Source organism: Gabonia massiliensis, from assembly GCF_001403595.1.
Lineage (GTDB): Bacteria > Bacteroidota > Bacteroidia > Bacteroidales > Coprobacteraceae > Coprobacter > Coprobacter secundus.
In genome coordinates, this window is sequence record NZ_LN877940.1 from 1430282 (window position 1) to 1449385 (window position 19104).

A 19104-nucleotide genomic window follows, 5' to 3' on the forward strand; every position below is an offset into this window, starting at 1 on the left:
GAACTGGGCTTGAAAAGAGAAAAAGGCGATACTTATGCCGAAACTTTAATGCTATTGATGCAGAATTATTCGATAGAGGAGATTGCATCGGCAAGGGATTTGAAACCGGTAACAGTGTATAGCCATATTGCATGGCTTATTAAAGAAAAGAAGTTTACCGAATGGCATCGTTTCCTGACAGTGTATGAAATAGAGGCTGTGGCCGGAGCTTTGAAAAATGTAAATTATACCGGAGAATTGAAACCGATATATGAGGCTTTGAATGAAGAGATAGATTATGGAAAGATACGGCTCGCTATTGCTGTGTTGGAATTGGAGAATGAGTGATTCTGATAATTCATTTTACATATAATTTTAATGTTGTTATGAACTGGTCTAACTTTTCCAATAAAAAAATATTATCAGGTCATTTTTGCGTTTTCTTTCGGTCTCTATCCTCTTTTTCACACGCCAGATAGCTTGTTATCTTCCTCATAAAACGAAAAAATATCCTCGAAAGAAACTTTCAAAATTGACCCGAGCAAAATTTAGATGATAGCTTCTAAAAGCAAAAATATAGCAGCGGGATAAGAGGAACATTTGGGGTAGTTTTATAAGGGGTGTTCTTTTTCGAGAGTTTTTAAGCTAAAGATTGGGTCTATCTTAGATGGATTTTTTTTGTTGAGTAATTTTCTTGAAATAGAAGTCTTTGATAGTTAGACTGAAAGAGTATACATTATGGATTTGGGTTAAAAAAAGTATTCTGATTGTTTGCAGATATAAAATAAAGTATTACCTTTGCAACGCATTTGAGAAATCGATGCACACATAACAGGAGATTCGCTAGCTCAGCAGGTAGAGCACAACACTTTTAATGTTGGGGTCCTGGGTTCGAGCCCCAGGCGGATCACAGAAATGAGGACTTCATTTGAAGTCCTTTTATTTTTTAAAGACATTTACAATTTTTGGCATAGGTGCTCTCGTACATTTGCGATATAAAATAAATTATAAACCGATTTAATTTAGAAATTATGTCAACGACGATTGTTCGAGGGGAAGAAGTAATCCGTATCTGTCCCACACATTCAGCTAAATTGGAGTATTCTGTGAACGAGGGCCGTTCGTGGATTTTACGACGTCGGTAATTTTTGAAAAAATAAAATAGTAAGGGTAATGGTGGTAAAAAGATTATCGAATGAATTTTTGGAAAAAATTCTGGATGATGCCGTATGGAAAGAATTATCGAGGAGTTTTCAGTGGACTGAGCAAACAACTTGAAAAGTATAGGGATAAGGTGAATTGGGAAGAGGTATCGGGCAATGTAGAAATTCTTTGGACACCTATTATGCTGGACAAGTTCAAGCACCGACTTGATTGGACCAAGATATCTTCTACATCAAATCCAATATTATTGAATGTATCTAATATAGAAAAGTTTAAGGACTACTGGGACTGGTCTGAATTGTCCGGGAATCGTAGTCTTGATTTATGTTTTGAGCTTATTGATAAGTTTGTAGATCAATGGGGTTGGAATGAATTGATTAATCGTTATACTGGTGATGTATTTGATGCATTTTATTCTAATGATATGCAACATATTTATTCTTTTGAGTTTCTTGAAAAATATTTGGATAAGATACCCTCTGATACGCTTCAGAATTCCAGGCTTTGGGATAAATTAGTTGGAATACGAAAGAATGAGATGACTTATAAAATAGTGTCCGGTGATTGAATAACAATCTGGTTAATGATACTATGGGAGGAATCGACAAGATATTTTCTATCATGGTATCATTTAATTCTGTGGTATGCCATTTTTTTTCATAGTCAATCTCTATATTTGTACTGTTATTTCAAAATCAAACAAATATGGCAGCTAATCTTTTTGGCCGGTATGTTTGGCTTGTGGATGTCATTCGTCGTTATACCAGTCTGACTTATGAAGAAATTAATGAGTTATGGCAAAAAGCGGATTGAGTTATGGGGACGGTGACGAGTTGCCATTGCGTACTTTTCATAATCATCGTAAAGCTATCAGGGATATTTTTGATATTCATATTAATTGTGATACGAAACATGGTTATCGGTATTGTATCGATGAACCTGAACGTTTGGAAAGCGATAGATTGCGTAATTGGTTGATAGACTCTTATGCTACCTTGAATCAAATACAGGCGGATAAGAAGCTGGAAGGAAAAATCATTTTTGAGGATATTCCTTCCGGTCATTTGTGGCTTACCGCCATTACCGATGCCATGAGGCGAAACAAAGTGCTTTATATTACTCATCAAGGGTTCGGAAAGCCGGAGCCAAACAGTTTCGAAATAGAGCCTTATTACTTGAAAGTGGTAAACCGACGTTGGTATGTAATAGCCCGCAGTCCTTATTATTCAGAACGAAACAAGGCTAAGGGAAACAAACCGGAAGTTGTTTATCTGGTCTATGCGCTTGATAGAATCACCCAGATAGAGGAGACTGATAAGTCTTTTCATTTGAACAAGGATTTCGACGTTGACGAATACTTTGTAGGTTGTTGTGGTGTAATTACTTCGGATGTAGCTATAGAGCGCGTTGTTATTTTAGCCTATAATGGTTTTGCCGATTATCTGCGCACATTGCCTTTACACTCTTCACAAAAGGAATTGGAAAGCAATGATGAATCTACGCTTTTCGAGTATCATGTAAAGCCGACATTCGATTTTTATCAATTGCTTTTGGCTCAGGGCGATCAAATAGAAGTGATAGAGCCGAAGTCGGTACGTGATATGATGCGTAATTTCGTAATAAACCTGATGGATTATTACGGAAGAGGATAGGGAGAACAAAAATGCAAGGATTGAACTTCATAGCCATAGACTTTGAAACGGCTACCGGAAAACGTGCTTCTATTTGCGAAGCCGGCATCTGTATAGTATATGAGGGAAAGATAGCAAAGACTTGTTCGTGGCTTGTACGGCCGCAAGGAAATTATTATAACTATTGGAATATGAGGCTACATGGGATTGGTCCGAAAGATACGAAAGATTCTCCTGAGTTTCCGGAAGTCTGGGCTGAGATATCCGATTACTTGAAAGATTGTCCGGTGCTTGTTTCTCACAATGCGGCTTTCGATATGGGTTGCATTCGCCATTCTTTAGAGTTATATGGACTGGAGAAGCCCGATGTGACTTACTATTGTTCGCTTCGTGCAGCCCGTCGCATTTATGATTTTGATTGTAATACGTTGGATTTTCTTTGCAATCAGTTTGAGATTCCTTGTGGACAGCATCATCGTGCAGGCAATGATGCAGAAATGTGTGCAAGGTTATTCTTGAGGGAAATCAGGGATGCGGGGTATTGCGAGTTGGAGGAAATGAATTATTGTAATGGGAGACTATAATTGAAATATTAGAATCACAATATGAAAGAGAATAAAATCGGATTAAAACCTATCGGTGAACTTTTGGGAATGAGGTTCTTTATTCCGAGTTATCAGCGTGGCTATCGTTGGGTAGAACAACAAGTAACAGATTTATTAAATGATGTGAATGAGTTTGAACCTGCCGATGGCGGCTTTTATTGTTTACAGCCGTTGGTAGTAAAGAAACGGAAGGAAGATATATTCAGCAAAATAAAGAATGAAACTGAAAGTCTTGAGGAAATAGAGCAACTTCTCAAAGGCGAATGGGAAGTAATAGACGGTCAGCAGAGACTTACAACTATTTATATTATCTTGTCATGCTTAAATGGAAAGGACTTATATTCGTTAATGTATGAGACCCGTAAAGACAGTGCAAATTTTTTGGCGGAGATAGATGAATCAGTAAGCCATAAAAACATCGATTATCATTATATTGTTCTGGCAAAAAATACGATACAGAATTGGCTATCGAATAGATCTTATCAGGACCGGCGAGATTTTAAAGAAAAGTTATTGTCAAAAGTAAAGTTCATTTGGTATGAATCTGTTGATGAGGATCCGATACAAGTGTTTACTCGACTGAATATAGGAAAGATATCTTTGACCAATGCAGAACTAATTAAGGCTTTATTCCTGAATCGGTCCAACTTCAATATGGGAGATGATGGGTACATACAGTTGCGGCAACGGGGGATAGCAAGTGAATGGGATAATATAGAATATGCTCTACAAGATGATGAATTTTGGCTTTTCTTACATAATCTGAAGGAAAAAGGCTACGACCGTCCTACCCGTATCGACTTTATTTTTGACTTAATCTGTAAACAAAATTCATTAGAACTTGACAAAGAGAAGTTAGACGCTATTGGAACGGACGAGTATAAAACATTCCGGTATTTCTACGGATATTTCAAATCGGGAAATCCCGACATTGTATTATGCTGGAAGAGTGTGAAAAAGTATTATCAGGTTCTTAAAGAATGGTATAATGATTTGGAGCTATATCATTATGTGGGTTATCTGATAAGCTGGAAGCCTGATATTATTTCGTTAGATGTTATTTCGAGTCTTGTAGAAGAATGGAGCAATCGACACGACAAGGGTGCTTTTTTGTCTTATTTGAAAAGTGAAATTAAAGAGAAAGTTTCCAATCCAATTCTTGACAAGCAATATGAGGAAGACGGAAGGAATAAACGGGAGTGTCGCCCCATTTTGCTTTTTCACAATATACAAACGGTAATAAATCAAAATTATACCCAACGAAATAACGGCAAATATCAAGCCGAGGCATTTTATAAGTTTCCTTTTCACCTATATAAATTAGAAAATTGGGATGTGGAACATATCAATTCCAATACCGAAAATCCTGAAGATGATATTGAAACACAGAAAGAATGGTTACTGAATGTATATTTGAGTGCAGATGATGATATACAAGAGAAAATAAGTACCTACTTTGGAATGCAAGATGCAGAAAAACAAAAAATTTTTTTTAATGAAATAAAGAGTACCTTGCCGGTACAAGAAGAATGGTCGCAAATGGAAAAAAACAGGATATGGAATTATGCTTTGTTAGACTCTTCTACGAACAGAAGTTATGAAAATTCCATTTTTTCAGGGAAACGTCGTATAATTATCGGGAAGGATAAGGGGAAACTGATTCCTATTCCTAAGTTATCCAAAAGTGGTAAATTGATAATCGGTGAGGAATTTGATGCGGGCTCATCGTTTGTACCTCCCTGTACTAAACAGGTATTTTTGAAATATTATTCACCGACAGCCGATCACAGTAATTATTGGACAAAGCTCGATGCAGAGGCTTATTTGGAAGATATAAGGGAATGTTTAAAAAAATTAGAAGAATAGACCATGGATAAAAATACGACTTCGTTTTGGAAATTCATTCAGGATCATCCTATTGAAGTTCCTATTATTCAGCGTGATTATGTACAAGGAAGGATAGGGAAGGAACATCTAAGGAAAGTTTTCCTCTCAAATATAAAACACGCATTGGACGACCATCTTTCAGACACTGGAAAGGTTCTGAAGCTTGATTTTGTTTATGGTTCGGAGGAGCGGGGCAAATTGCATCCTTTGGACGGTCAGCAGCGACTGACCACTCTGTGGTTGTTGCATTGGTATATTGCTTTGAGAGTCGGATTGTTGGAAGAGGTGTGTGGGACATTAAAAAAATTTACTTACGAAACGAGGATTTCATCGCGGGAGTTTTGTGAGAATTTGTGTCAATGTAAAAACTTTGAAGAATATAAAGACGAGGAACATATTGTGGATTTCATCACGAACCGTACATGGTTCTATTCGTCATGGGAACAAGACCCGACCATCCAATCGATACTGAACATGTTGGGTGGGACAAAAGTTACGAACAAACAGGATAAAAACATCATCGATAGTATAGAGAAGTTATTCAAAAATACGGATAAAGAAAATCTAAGAAAATATTGGAACTGTCTGGTTTCCGAAAATGCTCCCATTATATTTTATTACTTGCCACTTAAAGATTTTGCCCTTTCGGATGATTTGTATATTAAGATGAATGCACGAGGAAAACAATTGACTGCTTTTGAAAATTTCAAGGCCGACTTGATAGGATATATACAGGAGCGGATAAGGGAGAATGAAGAATGGGAGGAATTGGATGATGTTCCGATAAAGATGGATACGGTTTGGACGGATGTTTTTTGGCAAAATCATAAAAACGGCAAGATTGATGAAATATACTTTGCATTTATCAATAGATATTTTTTGAACTGTGCTATAGTTTATGCTAATGCAAAAAAAGAAGACTCTGAAGTATGGAAACTATATGGTAACGAATCTGATGACTCGGCATTGTCATACGATACCGGATTTGGTATTTATTCCGATATCTTGACCCAAGCTAAGAAAAGGAGAAATGTATCTATACTTCTCCGTTTGAAAAGGTTATTTGAGAAAATTACGACAAATGAAAATATAAATAAGCATTTACCCCAATGGTTTTCCAAATTTGATTTTATTCCAAAGTATAAAAAGGATAATAGAGGTAATTTAAGTCTGGATAATTCTGGGAATATATATAAAATATCTACTCTTACTCAACCACAAAGAGTTGCTTTTTTCGGAATATGCCGATATTTTGAACAATGTGATTCGTTTAATGAGGTTCATTTTAAAAGATGGATGAGAGTGGTATGCAATTTGGTCGGGAATAGTACAATTGATACGATTGATGCCATGATTGCCCGTATTAAACTGATTGATGAACTGAGCGGACATATTGAAGATATATATGAATTTTTGGCGGATGAGAATTCTGGAATAGAATCTAAAGCGTCACCGGAACAGTTGTCTGAAGAGGTTGAAAAGGCAAAACAGATTCTTTTTCGGCACAATAATCCGGAATTGCCGGAGCAGGAGAAAAACCGGGATAATTGTCACGATTGGAATTGGGAAGCGGTCATATTGGAAGCGGAAAATTACGCTTTTTTTCATGGGGCTATTCGGTTTTTATTTAAGAATGACGAAGATAATGTTGATTGGATAGATTTTGAGGAAAAATGGAAAAATGCTCGTTTGATATTTACCAATGGCGGATTGACTGAAGAATATAAAAAATCTGCAAAAGCAAATCGGATTATTTTGTCGTATTGTCGAAATTGGGAGGCGCAAATACAATCGTACACGCGTAATGACAAATATATATTCGGTTTTTCGTCTCAAATTTGGCGAGACAACATATTATTGAAAAAAGGTACAGCTGCAAATTCTTTATTATATGCTGAATCTATCCACCATTTACTGATGGGTGATGGTGTAAATGAATCATTACAATTGGATGATACAGATGATTATAGACAAATTGCTTTTGAAAAATTAGTGAATACAAATGTTATCGAATGGGCTCAAAAAAAGCAAAATACAGATTGGAATTATGTCAGATGGATATATGACGGACTTAGTTTATATCCGAGTAGAGAAGGGGTGATTCTAACTAAATCTCACCGGGATAGTATATTGAATACGTTAATAGATAACGGAACAATCACTTTGGTTATTGGTTCTCAGATTGATACGAAACCTGAGAAAATGCTATATGGTTGGGATATTAAGTTTCAATATAAAAAAGACGGTGTGTGTTATTTATTCCAATGGCAACATTGGGATAAGATTTATATGTATGAAGGGGATTTTCGTCTTTATGACAATGAAAAACTACGTGAACAAAATCTTAAACTTGTAATCGATGAAAACAAGGTGAAAGATGCGAATGATTTTGTCCAGGCGATGAATGAGTGTATTGAGAGTTATTTGCAAAGCAATAAATATGATTAACCCCATGTTCCAACTCTCTGGTTCCTACAATTTTTGTTTTAGTATATTAATTATTTTTAGAAAGGTTTCTGTCACGATGCATTTGTGCCAAAATTCTTTTTTGAGTCCATACCCTAAATCGTGCTTATCATTGTTACTGATATGAATATAGCCAATCGGTGTGTTGGTGCACTTAAAACAAATAGCATAATAGAATCCTTTATTTGAGGTATAATTTATTATATATTTATTTTGAATATATTCTTTTGCTCCTTCTATGTCTTTTTATATTTAATCTGTCTTATTTATAGATAAATTTTAGTTTAAATAAATATATAATAAAATAATTTTATGTAAAAAAATATCAATAAATGTTTTTGTTATTCGATTTATATTATTACTTTAGCATTGAAAGGAGGGTATGCATATAATTATCTTGTGTACGTGGGTTTTGTGCGAGGTAACAAAATCTCCATCCAACACGTACAAAGAGTTGTATGGCTACTTTTCTTTCAAATATAACACAAAACGGATGGAGGTTTCTTTTTGTTTAATCTGTTATCAAAAAATGACAACAAATGGAAATTTTTAATCTGGAACAGGAATTGGAGAAATACCAACCTTCACTTTTTAATTACGCTTTTTCTTTGACACGCAACCGTGATGAAGCTTGGGATATTGTTCAGGATGTCAATTATTTGGTTTTGGCCAATAGGGATAAATTCGAATCGCGTCAATATCCTTTTAGAATATCGTTTACTTTTATAAAAAATCGTTTTATTTCTCTCTGGAGGGCAAAAAAGGATATTGAAAATAGAATTACATATTTAGATTCAGAAAAACAATATCTTTTTGAGCAGCATGATGAAATTGTAATTTATCAAGATTATTATTATGTTATAAATATCATTAATCAATTAACTGAGCAGGAGCGATTATTGATTGGGCTATTGATTGAAGGGAGACATTATGATGAAATCGGTGAAATTATGGGTCTCAAAAAAGGCACGGTTAAAAGTCGTATTCACAGCCTTAGAAAAAAACTTAAAGGTATGTTTTCTGAGATTATAGACTTGTGATAAAAATACTATGAATATACATTCCCTTAATATAAAGGGATATATTAAAGTTATAAGGCATTGGCTCTTTATCTTTTGTGGTTTTAGGATAGTAGCCAATGCCTATAACGTTGTTATGGTTAAAAGTTTTGACAAGGATACCGATATTGGCAATCATATTTGTAAACCGATATTCTCCGGAGTGAAATCAGAAATGCTGCATTTTATTAATGTCACATTTGAAAAATTTTGTTTAAGGGCTATAATTTTTTCTCCGGGGAACGGATCGATGATGTAACATGGTTTTCTCAAATCGAAGGAAGTGAGGATATGCCGATTGATGCCTTCGTCATTTCCGCTATAACCGATGATAATGAGCTTATCTGATATTGTTAAGTTGGAGTCAAAATGGTGAAAGAGGTCTGTATATAACATATTGTTATAATAGTTACTTTCTTTATATTGCTTTCCGGTTAAAAAGTTTGGGTTGAATGTCGGAGGAGAATCCTGTTTTATATTGTCAAAAAATATAATATCTTTATATGGTGTTTGGGCTTTTACTATGCTATTCGGAGTATAAGCCCCGTTTTCATTTTCTGTAAAAGTGTTGAAATAATTTAAGGAACCATGTAGTTTGTATATGCGTATATTACTTGAATATTTGTTGGCGAAATATGGACAGGGTATCCATTCTCTACATTCCATATCAGTACAAGAATATCGGTCATTATTAAAAAAGCCATCATCCAAGGGGGGAAGAAACCCTTTGGATGAAAAGTTTTCTAATAGTAAATCGTGATTTAAAGTGTGTAAATATAAATTATCTGATGAATGGGATTTTATCAGATTGAAAAATCCTGAGTATTTATCAGCATTGTTTACATTGTCGTTTGAGTATAAACAATGAAATATCCACCATTGATAGTATTCGAATAAATCTAAGAAATATTGTAAAATATATTCGTGATTTACTTTTTCTAATAATTTGTATTTTGCAAAATAGTCGGAAAGAAAATCTATAAAACTGTTATCGTCGGGAAGTTCATATATGAAGTCGTAAAATTCTTCGTAGTTGAATTCGTTTTTGGCATTGTAAAATTCAACAGCTGCCATTAGAAAAAATTCTAACGGGTCATAAGTGATTGAATGTCGGTGTATTTTCTTTTTTGTAATTTTTTCTCCGAATTCTATTATCTTTTCTCCTAATTGGCTGGCAGATGGGGCTCCTGCCGGAATGGAGAATCCTGCACCCATTAGAAATGATATGTTTTGTTTTTTCATTGTTTTTTCTTTCTTGTAGTAAAGATGAGGAATATGTTTGTGGTGAGATTTAAAATCTGATTTACTTTTTCTATAAATTTTTTTCGCTGTATTCGGTGGGAGAGCAGCCGTATACAGCTTTGAAACAGTTACTGAAATAGGAATGACTATTGAATCCGGTAATCGTGGATATTTCGGAAATTGGAATTTCTTTTTCCCGGAGCAGACGGGCAGCGAGTTGTAGGCGGGAATGTCGGATAAATTCGGTAGGGGAGAAGTTTGTGAGCGACTTTATTTTGTAATAAAGATTGGTTTTACTCATTCCTATTTCTTTACAGAATTTGTCTATGTTCAATTCCGGATTAGAGATATTTTCTTCCATGACTTTATACAGTTTTTGTAAGAATCGGTCATCGGCAGAAGTAATTTGTTCTCCTATATTTTGTGTGTTGAAGCTTTTGCTGTATATGTTTTTCAACTTTTCCCTGGAACATAGTATGTTGGAAATGCGCAACTTCAAATGTGTCATATTGAAGGGTTTTGTGATATAATCGTCGGCTCCGATTTTTAATCCCTCTTCTATCTGCAGCACTGTGGTACGCGCAGTAAGCAGTATGACGGGAATATGTCCTGTACGTAAGTCTTCCTTCAGTGTTTTACAAAGTTGTATACCATCGATTTTAGGCATCATAATATCACTGATGATTAAGTCGGGAAGTTGATTTATAGCTTTGGTGAGTGCGTCTTCACCGTTTGCGGCTTCTATGATATTATATTCATTGGCCAAATTGTTTTTTACGTATGTTCTCACTTCCTTATTGTCTTCTGCAATAAGGAGAGTATAGACGGTGTGTTTTCCATTTTGTTTGTTCATACTTTCTGCCTCATCCATATTTCTTTCCATTTCGGGTATATAGGAGGTATTGATATATCTTGATATGTCTTCGCTACTTTTGTAGTTCTCTATGATTTCATCAGCAGTAAAGTATTCTTTGCCTACCGGCAGATTGATGATGAAGGTAGTACCTTTATCCGGTACGCTTTCTACTTTTATTTTACCTCTATGCAGTTCGACAATGGCTTTTGTCAAATAGAGTCCAATTCCAGTTCCTGGTGTTGCAGTTTCGGTTTCGTTTACTTGGTAAAATGGGTCGAATATGGCATTTTGTTTGTCAATCGGTATACCACAACCGGTGTCTGAGACGGTTATTTCTATCCATTTGGCTGAATCTATGAGATATTGATGAACTTTGAGCACAATTTTGCCTTTGTCGGGCGTGTTCTTGAAAGCATTGGACAATAGGTTGAACAACACTTTTTCCATCAACGAACGGTCGTACCAAAGGCATACGTTGTCTTCTTTTCCGAAATATTCCAGTGTCATATGTCTGGAGTTTGCCAATTCTTGAAAAGCGATAACTATCTCTTCTACAAATAAGGAAAAATTCCCTTCGGCTACTTTGATTTGTAATTTGCCTGCTTCTTTTTTTCTAAAATCCATCAGTTGGTTTACAAGAAATAGAAGTCGTTTGGCATTGTTGTGCATCAGTCCTAATGATTTTTTTACCGAAGCGGTTGTATCCGCTCGGCCCAACAAATCTTCTAATGGGGCTATGATTAGCGTTAAAGGGGTACGCAATTCATGAGAAAAGTTGGTAAACAGATTGATGCGGTCGGCATGTAACTTTTCTGAATTTTCTTGTTCTATTTGTTTTATTTTTACATCGTTGGTAAGTTTTACACGCATTTGTAAATATCTCAGATAGGAAGCGACAAGTCCTAAAAAGATAGCAATATATGCGATATATGCCCACCATGTTTTCCAGGGTGGAGGGAGTATTTCTATATCGAGGATAACGCCTTTTTCGTTCCATACATTGTCATTGTTCCCTGCTTTTACGTGAAATGTATATTTTCCTGCCGGCAGATTGGTATAATGAGCAATTAAGCGGTTACCTACTTGTATCCAGTCCTTGTCGAATCCTTCCATGCGATAAGCGTACTGGTTTTGTTCTGGGCGAATATAGTTTAGGGCTCTATATTCAAATGTTATATTTGAACGATCGTAAGGGAGAACAATTTTTTGATGATGATAGTCGAGCTCTCTCAACGATACTTTAGTGTTATTTACAAGAACTTCTTTTATAACGACTGGAGGAACGAACGTGTTTATTTCTATTTGGGATGGGTCGAAAGCGATAAATCCCATATCTCCTCCGAAATAGATAATCGAGTCGGTTGAGAGACATGAACGCAAGGCAAATTCATTTGTTTTGAACCCTCCGTAATTTTTTATTTTATAGTTGTCTTTTTCTATTTGAGTGATAGAAGATAGAGTCGATGCCCATATATTCCCGTCTTTATCTGCATTGATGGCACATATGGTATTAGATTTCATACCGTCCGAGGTCGAGATGGTTTGTATAATGTTTTTGTCTTTATCCAGGCAAAGTATTCCTTGTTGGGCAGTGGCTACCCAAGTTATTTTTCGGGAATCTTGATAGAGTTGGTTTACTTTGGTTTCGAGACCTTTTAATTCCGGATTTTTTAGGTTATAAAATGCGTATTCTTTGCTTTGTAGGTTGTATTGATATATGCCTTGAGTATTACTTCCCAGCAAGAAGGTGTCTGGACCGTCGTCGATGATGGAACAAATATTGTTGAATGTTATGTCATTTCCCGACTTGTCTTTGAACCGGTTTTGTATATGTCCTTCGGGAGATATGATTATCAGCCCATAAGTATCTTGTACTCCTAATAAGATATTTCCGCTTCTGTCGCTGTGTATAGTGACAATCGATGGTGTACCGGGTAATACTTGTTTTTGTATAAATTGCCTGTTACGGGTATCGAACTGATAAAGGATACCATTGTTAGTTCCTACATATAAGAGGTGTCCTTTTTTATGCAGGCTTGTTACGATGTTCGACCTGAAGTTGGATGCATTGCTTTTGTCGGGAATGTAGCGTTCGTATTTATCGGTGGAGTTTTCATAGTAGAGCAGTCCGCCTCCTTCCATACCTACCCATATTCCATTTGCATCTTTTACTAAAGGGCCGACGATACCTAATAATCGTTTGCCGTTGTATACGGGAGAGTGGAGTTGGAAGATGTTGTTATTGTCCAAGTTACAATAGTTGACTCCTCCCGCCCAAGTTCCTATCCAGATTGTATTGGCGCTGTCGCAGCAGACCGAGTGGATGGAAAAGTGTGATAGTCCGCTCAGATTATCGGCCTGCTGCTTAAATGAACGGAAATTGCCGGTTTCAGGGTCAAAGATATTCAGTCCATTGAAGGTCCCGATTAGCAATTGTCCGTGTTTGTTCGCTGTTATGCATCGTATGGAATTGTTGCTTAATGAGTTATCTTTTAATGGAGTGTTGAGGTGCTGTTCCTTTAGTTTGAAATTTTTATCGATTATAAGAAGCCCTTGGTTAAATGTACCGATATATATATCTTCATTTTTTCCCTTATAAAGGGCTTTTACGGATAGTTCTTTGAAATTTCCGATAGATAATTGCTTTATTTTGTTTGTCTGTAATGATAAGGTATAGAGTCCTGAATCTGTTCCGGTAAGTATGGTTTGTCCTATACGTAAGATTGCGCTGACCCTGTGGTCGATGCCGGGATTGACACAGTAGCGAAGAAATTTGTTTTCTTTCGGTAAATACAGATTCAGTCCGTTAGTTGTGCCTATCCATACGTTGTTATCATCATCTATATATATTTTCCGTATTTCGTTAGAACTGAGAGTGTTGTCGTTTATTGGTGAATGGTAAAAACGAGTAAATGTTTCTGTGTTAGCATTGTATCGATTCAGTCCGTATAAGGTTCCTATCCATAAGTTTTTGTTTTTGTCTTCCTGTACGGAGACAACATAATTGTTACTTATCGATAGTGTGTCGTTTTCGTCATTTCTGAATATGTCGAACGAATAGCCATCGTATCGAGCCAGTCCATCGCGTGTTGCCATCCAGATGTATCCCTGAGTGTCTTGTGTGATGTCAAGGACACTCATTTGAGGTAATCCGTCTTTTACGGTTAATGATTCGAACAGGACATTTTCTTTATTGGCCTGAGTGAAACTGATGTTTGTAATAAAGAGAAAAAATAATATTAGGTATTTCAATAAGCCACAATGGTGAATAAGCATATATTTCATAGAAAAAAGGTATATGCAAATAAAATAATTTAATTTGTTATCTCCAAATACTTTAAGGACCAGTTGTCTAAATTTCCGGATAGAAGAAATTTTTTGTTTTGGCGTGTATTTTGTCGTTACATATATCCGGCTCTTTTCGGAAAAAGGAGATATTGTTTTTTCCGAGGAAGCTTGTATATTGTCTTTTGGAAGTAATCCTGTTGTCATTCGTTAAATACCCGTTATCCATTTCATATTCGATAAATTCTTAATTATAGTAAAAAAGTAACGGGCTTTTAGTGAGCCTTATTTCTATTTAAAGAGTCTTGTAAAATGTCAATTTTTGTCGTTTATCCATTCCCACATGGTTTCCAAACCTTCGTATTCGAAGAAATCCATCCCTCGGAAACAGGAATAAGACTTACCATTGTCGTAAATGTATTTTATGGTTTCGAGCAAATAATCCCAACCTTGTGGTTGTAGGGAAGTATTGGTATCTCCATTATCCCCATAGGTGTTGAGGCTTGTTTTGACACATATACTGACACTCTGGTTTGAAGTATTTCCGGCTGCTGTAAGTATGGGTTTGCTTCGGTTCCAAATAGTCTCTTTCTTATAATAATAAGCCATGACGATAACCGAATGGCAATACTGTAAAAATTGCGGAGTGCTTCCAAATGACAGTTTCTTTTCGTTTATTTTAGGTTGATATAGAAATGAAATGGCTTCGTTGAGTCGTAAGGGTGCTATTTCTTCCCGAGCAATATGTAGCAGGTTCAGGGTCCGTTCAAGGAGCTGGTCATTTTCTTTTCCTATTCCATAGTTCGATGTACTGTCCCAAAAAATATCTAGCCCTATGGGGGTCGATTCTCCATCTTTTTTCAATACATGAGGTTCTAAATCGGCTGATATGCCGTCTATTTTTTCATTTGCAGCTACTGAGCGGTTATATTGGTCTACCCAGCCAGTTTCGTTATATAGCAGGTTACTATCGACATATAGACGAGTGTCGCTTAATCGCAATGCGTAGACGGTTATTTCATATCGATGAGCAGCAGCAATAAATGTTTTCAGCCATTGATAGCCTTTGGGGTCGGTTCCCTGTAATGATTTTTGAGGGGTAGAGAGATATACTTCTGTGAATCCTAATAAGGCGATGCGGGCAATTAATTTTTGCGGATTGTCCTGATATTTGGATATTGTTCTGGAGTAGACATATACACTGCTGCTATATGTTTCTTTTTCTTGTATCAGGCTTCTGAACCGAATTGCTTTGGAGAGCATCAGGGAAGTTGCTTCTGCGGTTTCGGACAATTCTTTTTCGTGTTCTGTCGGTTCTTCCGGTACTTCTATAAATGCCGGACTGTCAGAAATTTTGTCGTCATTTCCGCAACTAAACAAGCAACCGGAAAGTAGTAGAAGAGTAAGAACCTGTCTGAATGTCCCGATACATGGGTTATATGTCCGGGCAAAATTTAGACAGGCTTTTAGGTAAAATCGTATTTTTTTCATTTGGATTATTGTTTTACCTTATTGTTCCACATCATTTCAAATCCCTGAAATTCAAAAATGTCTACTCCTCGAAATGCTGGATACGTACTACCTTTTTCTACCAAATATTTTATAGCTTCTATCATATAGTCCCATCCATGAGTTTGGAATGAGGTGACAGGACCTTCGTCTCCTACGGTTCCGAGACTGGTTTTTACACAGACGCTTACGCTCTTGGGATGATTTTTGCTTTTTTCGGCTGATTTCAATATCGGTTCGGCCATTTCGAATACTCGGCTTGGTTTATAGTTATATGCCATGACGATGAGCTGGTCACAATATTGTAAAAACTCATCGGCACCTCCGTGTTCGAGCAATCCGTTGTTTACACGAGGTTGGAAGAAGAAACCTAATGCTTGGCTAAGGGGGAGTGGCCTGAGTTCCTTTTGGGCAAGTTTCATCACCTCTACAGTACGTTTTAGTAACAGGTCATTGTCTTTCCCCTTACCGAAATTGTTTTTGGAGTCCCAGACTAAGGTCAGTTCTTTGGGGTAGTCTATGAATCCTTTTTTCAGAATATGAGGTTCGAGATCGGCCGATACGCCATCGAAACGGTCACTTTTTTTCACGGAGTAGTTATAATTGATGACCGAATTACAGTCTTCGAGTATTTTCATATCACTGACATACAGTTTGGCGCTGCTCAAGCGTAAAGCATGGACTTTAAGATTGTATTTGTGTGCTTCTCGTATGAATGTTTTCTGCCATTTCATGTAGTCGTCAGCTTCTCCGGATAATGCTTTTTCCGAACCTAAATATACATCGGTAAATCCCAGTACTGCCAGTCGGGCAGCCAGTTTTTCCGGTTCTTTCATATAGTCATCTATGCTTCGTTTGGTATAAACATATGCGCCACTCCGGTATCCTTTGTCTGTTCCGAGTACTTGTTTGAATGTTTTGGCTCGCTGTATTTGTTCTGGAGTCAGGTCTGCTTTTTCTATCGGATTTTCCGTTGCGTGCCCGATACACGAGATACTCAGTACCAAGGCTATCAGTCCGTATTTTATGGAGTTTCTCATATATATGATTTTTACAAAGTTATCAGTTTATTTCTACTTCATCAATAAATATCATTCCGAGAGAACCTTCCTTCTCTTCGGGTACAGGAAATCCTCCCAGCTTGTGTGGCAGATACCCGTTTTTAAGCTTTATTTTTACATAACGGGCTTTCTGGGGCGCGAATGTAAAATTATGCTCGAATATTTGCCATTTGTTTTCGATATGGTATGTAAAGTTCCGGTGTGCTATTTCTTTGAAATTATTGTTGTCATCGGATATTTCTATCCACGTCTCTTGTGGAGCTACGGCTTCTTGGCCATAACCGTTGAGCACGGAGTATCTTATCGAGCTGAATTGTTCCTGCTTTTCGAGGTCGATAGTGATTTCGGTTATGGTTGTCGGGCGTATGGCTACCCAAGGATGTACATGGTTGAGGTAACCTTTGATTCCGTTGGTGAGGCCGCAGAAATTGAATTTAGAGTAATCTTTGGCTCCGGGATTGTCCGGTTTGAATCGGTAGGGTACATTGCATATATAGCTTTTACCGGTGGCTTTATTTACGACAAAATTTTTCTCTGTTATTTTTCCGGTTATATTGCCGTCAGGAGTAAATATTGCAGCTTTAATGGTCGTATTTTTATGGAGTACTATCGGGTTAGAGTATACGTTTGATGCAAGAGTCGGAATGTGCCCGTCAGTCGTGTATCTTATTTCCGAACCGGGTATCATTCCGGTAATACGTACTTCGAACTTTCGGGTGCGTTTGTTGAATGCTCCGTCGATGTAAGCGTCGAAATAGTTGCGGCAAGCTTTTACCTGTTGTAAATCGAGCCGGGCGTATTGTTTGCGTATGCGGGCAAGGAAATCCGTATAATTTTTTGCTTCTGCAGGAGTCCAGGCAACCTCGGCAACGGCATAAAATCGGGGATACATGTAATAATCTACCACATCCGGATTTTTCATATATGGAGTCCATAATGCGGCTTCCATTCCCAATACATATTTTTTGTCTCTATCGTTCATTTGAGCCGGGATAGGTTCATAGCTGTATACTTGTTCTATCGGTAGAAAACTTCCTGAACCTATGGGGGCGTATTCCGGGTCTTCCTGATAATAGTTCAAGTAGGTGTCGGCATTCGGCATCATGATTACTGAATGCCCAGATTTTGCAGCTTCGATTCCACCTTTTTCTCCTCGCCATGACATTACTGTAGCATTGGGGGCCAATCCTCCATCAAGTATTTCGTCCCAACCGATTATTTGTTTACCTTGTCGGTTGACTATTTTTTCTACTTCGTGAATAAAGTAGCTTTGTAACTGGTTTTCATCCCTTAGATTTAATTTTTTCATCAGCCCTTGACAATGAGAACATTGTTTCCATGCTGTTTTGGGACATTCGTCTCCACCAATGTGTATATAGGTTCCAGGGAAGAGTGCAGCCACCTCGGAGAATACATCTTCTAAGAAACGGAAAGTCTTTTCATTTGGGCAGAATACATTGTCGAATATACCGAATGTTTTTACTACTTCATACCGGTTTTTTATACCACAAGACAGTTCGGGATAAGCTGCAACTGCAGCGGAACTGTGTCCCGGTAATTCTATTTCGGGAATAATGGTGACGAAGCGTTTTTGTGCATAAGCGACAATTTCGCGAATGTCATCTTGTGTATAATATCCTTGGTGCACTGTATTATCGGGGATAATCGGTGCATGGAATGTTTTGTATCCGACCATCGTGTAAGGCCGTGTAGCTCCGACAGAGGTCAGTTTCGGATATTTTTTTATTTCTATGCGCCAGCCTTGGTCTTCGGTCAGATGAAAGTGGAATGTGTTGATTTTTTGGGCAGCCAGTCGGTCGATAAATTCCAATACGTATTCTTTGGGCATGAAATATCGTGCTACGTCGAGCATCATGCCCCGATAAGCAAATCTCGGTTCATCATCGATTTGTACGCAAGGAGCATTCCATACATTTACACTCTCTGTACGTTTGTTAACGCTTATTTCGGGAGGCATGAGTTGGTATAAGCTCTGTATAGCATAGAAAAATCCTGCCGGAGTAGATGCTTGAATGGTAATATGTGTGGGGGTTATGTGTAGTTTATAAGCCTCATTTGCCATATTTTTTTGCAAGGTGAAGGATATGTCTGCTTTTTTGCTTTCCGATATTGTGACCAGATTTATACCGGTTACGGTTTTTATACGGCAGATAAATTCTTTTGCCACTTCTGATATTTCAGTAGGGAACGAAATTTTTTGCCCGTTTTTAAAGATATATTTTCCTTCTTGAGGAATCAGCGATTTCGGATATGGGATGATAGAATAGGTATGAGCACTCACAGGCAAACCGGTGAGCAGTATCATACAAAGGATAAGTATCGGTTTTATTTTTTTCATAA

Annotated in this window: 13 protein-coding genes and 1 tRNA gene; 8 read left to right on the forward strand and 6 right to left on the reverse strand. The window is 37.0% G+C overall.

Annotated features, from left to right (window positions below; translation table 11 throughout):
* Positions 1–9: 9 nt before the first annotated feature.
* The 7 genes from BN2628_RS17670 (at position 10) to BN2628_RS15475 (ending at position 7714) form a co-directional block, all read left to right on the forward strand.
* Positions 10–327 carry a helix-turn-helix domain-containing protein gene (locus BN2628_RS17670; protein WP_257606539.1) on the forward strand — a complete coding sequence of 106 codons (318 nt, stop codon included), beginning with the start codon at positions 10–12 and terminating at the stop codon, positions 325–327.
* Positions 328–816: 489 nt separating this feature from the next.
* Positions 817–889, forward strand: a tRNA-Lys gene (locus tag BN2628_RS15450).
* A gap of 285 nt (positions 890–1174) precedes the next feature.
* On the forward strand, positions 1175–1711 hold the full coding sequence (locus BN2628_RS15455) for a hypothetical protein (RefSeq protein WP_154668485.1): 537 nt from the start codon (positions 1175–1177) through the stop codon (positions 1709–1711).
* 226 nt (positions 1712–1937) lie between these two features.
* Positions 1938–2795, forward strand: a complete 858-nt coding sequence (locus BN2628_RS15460) for a helix-turn-helix transcriptional regulator (RefSeq protein ID WP_317614745.1) — start codon at positions 1938–1940, stop codon at positions 2793–2795.
* An 11-nt stretch (positions 2796–2806) separates the two neighbouring features.
* The gene (locus BN2628_RS15465; protein WP_021930068.1) at positions 2807–3358 is read left to right on the forward strand and encodes a 3'-5' exonuclease; all 552 of its coding nucleotides are present in this window, start codon (positions 2807–2809) and stop codon (positions 3356–3358) included.
* A gap of 21 nt (positions 3359–3379) precedes the next feature.
* Positions 3380–5245 carry a DUF262 domain-containing protein gene (locus BN2628_RS15470; protein ID WP_055099566.1) on the forward strand — a complete coding sequence of 622 codons (1866 nt, stop codon included), beginning with the start codon at positions 3380–3382 and terminating at the stop codon, positions 5243–5245.
* A 3-nt stretch (positions 5246–5248) separates the two neighbouring features.
* Positions 5249–7714, forward strand: a complete 2466-nt coding sequence (locus BN2628_RS15475) for a DUF262 domain-containing protein (protein WP_055099576.1) — start codon at positions 5249–5251, stop codon at positions 7712–7714.
* A gap of 24 nt (positions 7715–7738) precedes the next feature.
* On the opposite strand, the gene BN2628_RS16920 is transcribed toward BN2628_RS15475, so the two are convergent.
* A complete protein-coding gene (locus tag BN2628_RS16920) occupies positions 7739–7972 on the reverse strand; it encodes a GNAT family N-acetyltransferase (RefSeq protein WP_082430199.1) in 234 nt (77 codons plus the stop codon).
* Positions 7973–8271: 299 nt separating this feature from the next.
* Here BN2628_RS16920 and BN2628_RS15480 point away from each other — a divergent pair, with 299 nt between their 5' ends.
* Positions 8272–8772 carry an RNA polymerase sigma factor gene (locus BN2628_RS15480; RefSeq protein ID WP_044227229.1) on the forward strand — a complete coding sequence of 167 codons (501 nt, stop codon included), beginning with the start codon at positions 8272–8274 and terminating at the stop codon, positions 8770–8772.
* A 153-nt stretch (positions 8773–8925) separates the two neighbouring features.
* On the opposite strand, the gene BN2628_RS15485 is transcribed toward BN2628_RS15480, so the two are convergent.
* The 5 genes from BN2628_RS15485 to BN2628_RS15505 form a co-directional block, all read right to left on the reverse strand.
* Entirely contained in the window at positions 8926–10032 is a 1107-nt protein-coding gene (locus BN2628_RS15485) for an SIR2 family protein (RefSeq protein ID WP_044227226.1), read from the reverse strand.
* 70 nt (positions 10033–10102) lie between these two features.
* The gene (locus tag BN2628_RS15490; protein WP_257606515.1) at positions 10103–14173 is read right to left on the reverse strand and encodes a hybrid sensor histidine kinase/response regulator transcription factor; all 4071 of its coding nucleotides are present in this window, start codon (positions 14171–14173) and stop codon (positions 10103–10105) included.
* Positions 14174–14488: 315 nt separating this feature from the next.
* Entirely contained in the window at positions 14489–15664 is a 1176-nt protein-coding gene (locus BN2628_RS15495) for a hypothetical protein (RefSeq protein WP_055099612.1), read from the reverse strand.
* Positions 15665–15669: 5 nt separating this feature from the next.
* Positions 15670–16722 (reverse strand): hypothetical protein, encoded by a 1053-nt coding sequence (locus BN2628_RS15500; RefSeq protein ID WP_055099635.1) that lies wholly within the window; start codon positions 16720–16722, stop codon positions 15670–15672.
* Positions 16723–16744: 22 nt separating this feature from the next.
* Complete coding sequence (locus BN2628_RS15505; RefSeq protein ID WP_074024208.1) at positions 16745–19102, reverse strand: glycoside hydrolase family 20 protein; 2358 nt, start codon at positions 19100–19102, stop codon at positions 16745–16747.
* Positions 19103–19104: the final 2 nt, after the last annotated feature.

Excerpts from the sequence above, each read along its gene's own strand:
- BN2628_RS15455 (WP_154668485.1), top strand. The coding sequence starts at position 1,175 with ATGAATTTTTGGAAAAAATTCTGGATGATGCCGTATGGAAAGAATTAT.
- BN2628_RS15495 (WP_055099612.1), bottom strand. The coding sequence starts at position 15,664 with ATGAAAAAAATACGATTTTACCTAAAAGCCTGTCTAAATTTTGCCCGG.
- BN2628_RS15465 (WP_021930068.1), top strand. The coding sequence starts at position 2,807 with ATGCAAGGATTGAACTTCATAGCCATAGACTTTGAAACGGCTACCGGA.
- BN2628_RS15505 (WP_074024208.1), bottom strand. The coding sequence starts at position 19,102 with ATGAAAAAAATAAAACCGATACTTATCCTTTGTATGATACTGCTCACC.
- BN2628_RS15470 (WP_055099566.1), top strand. The coding sequence starts at position 3,380 with ATGAAAGAGAATAAAATCGGATTAAAACCTATCGGTGAACTTTTGGGA.
- BN2628_RS15480 (WP_044227229.1), top strand. The coding sequence starts at position 8,272 with ATGGAAATTTTTAATCTGGAACAGGAATTGGAGAAATACCAACCTTCA.
- BN2628_RS15475 (WP_055099576.1), top strand. The coding sequence starts at position 5,249 with ATGGATAAAAATACGACTTCGTTTTGGAAATTCATTCAGGATCATCCT.
- BN2628_RS15485 (WP_044227226.1), bottom strand. The coding sequence starts at position 10,032 with ATGAAAAAACAAAACATATCATTTCTAATGGGTGCAGGATTCTCCATT.
- BN2628_RS15500 (WP_055099635.1), bottom strand. The coding sequence starts at position 16,722 with ATGAGAAACTCCATAAAATACGGACTGATAGCCTTGGTACTGAGTATC.
- BN2628_RS15460 (WP_317614745.1), top strand. The coding sequence starts at position 1,938 with ATGGCAAAAAGCGGATTGAGTTATGGGGACGGTGACGAGTTGCCATTG.
- BN2628_RS15490 (WP_257606515.1), bottom strand. The coding sequence starts at position 14,173 with ATGAAATATATGCTTATTCACCATTGTGGCTTATTGAAATACCTAATA.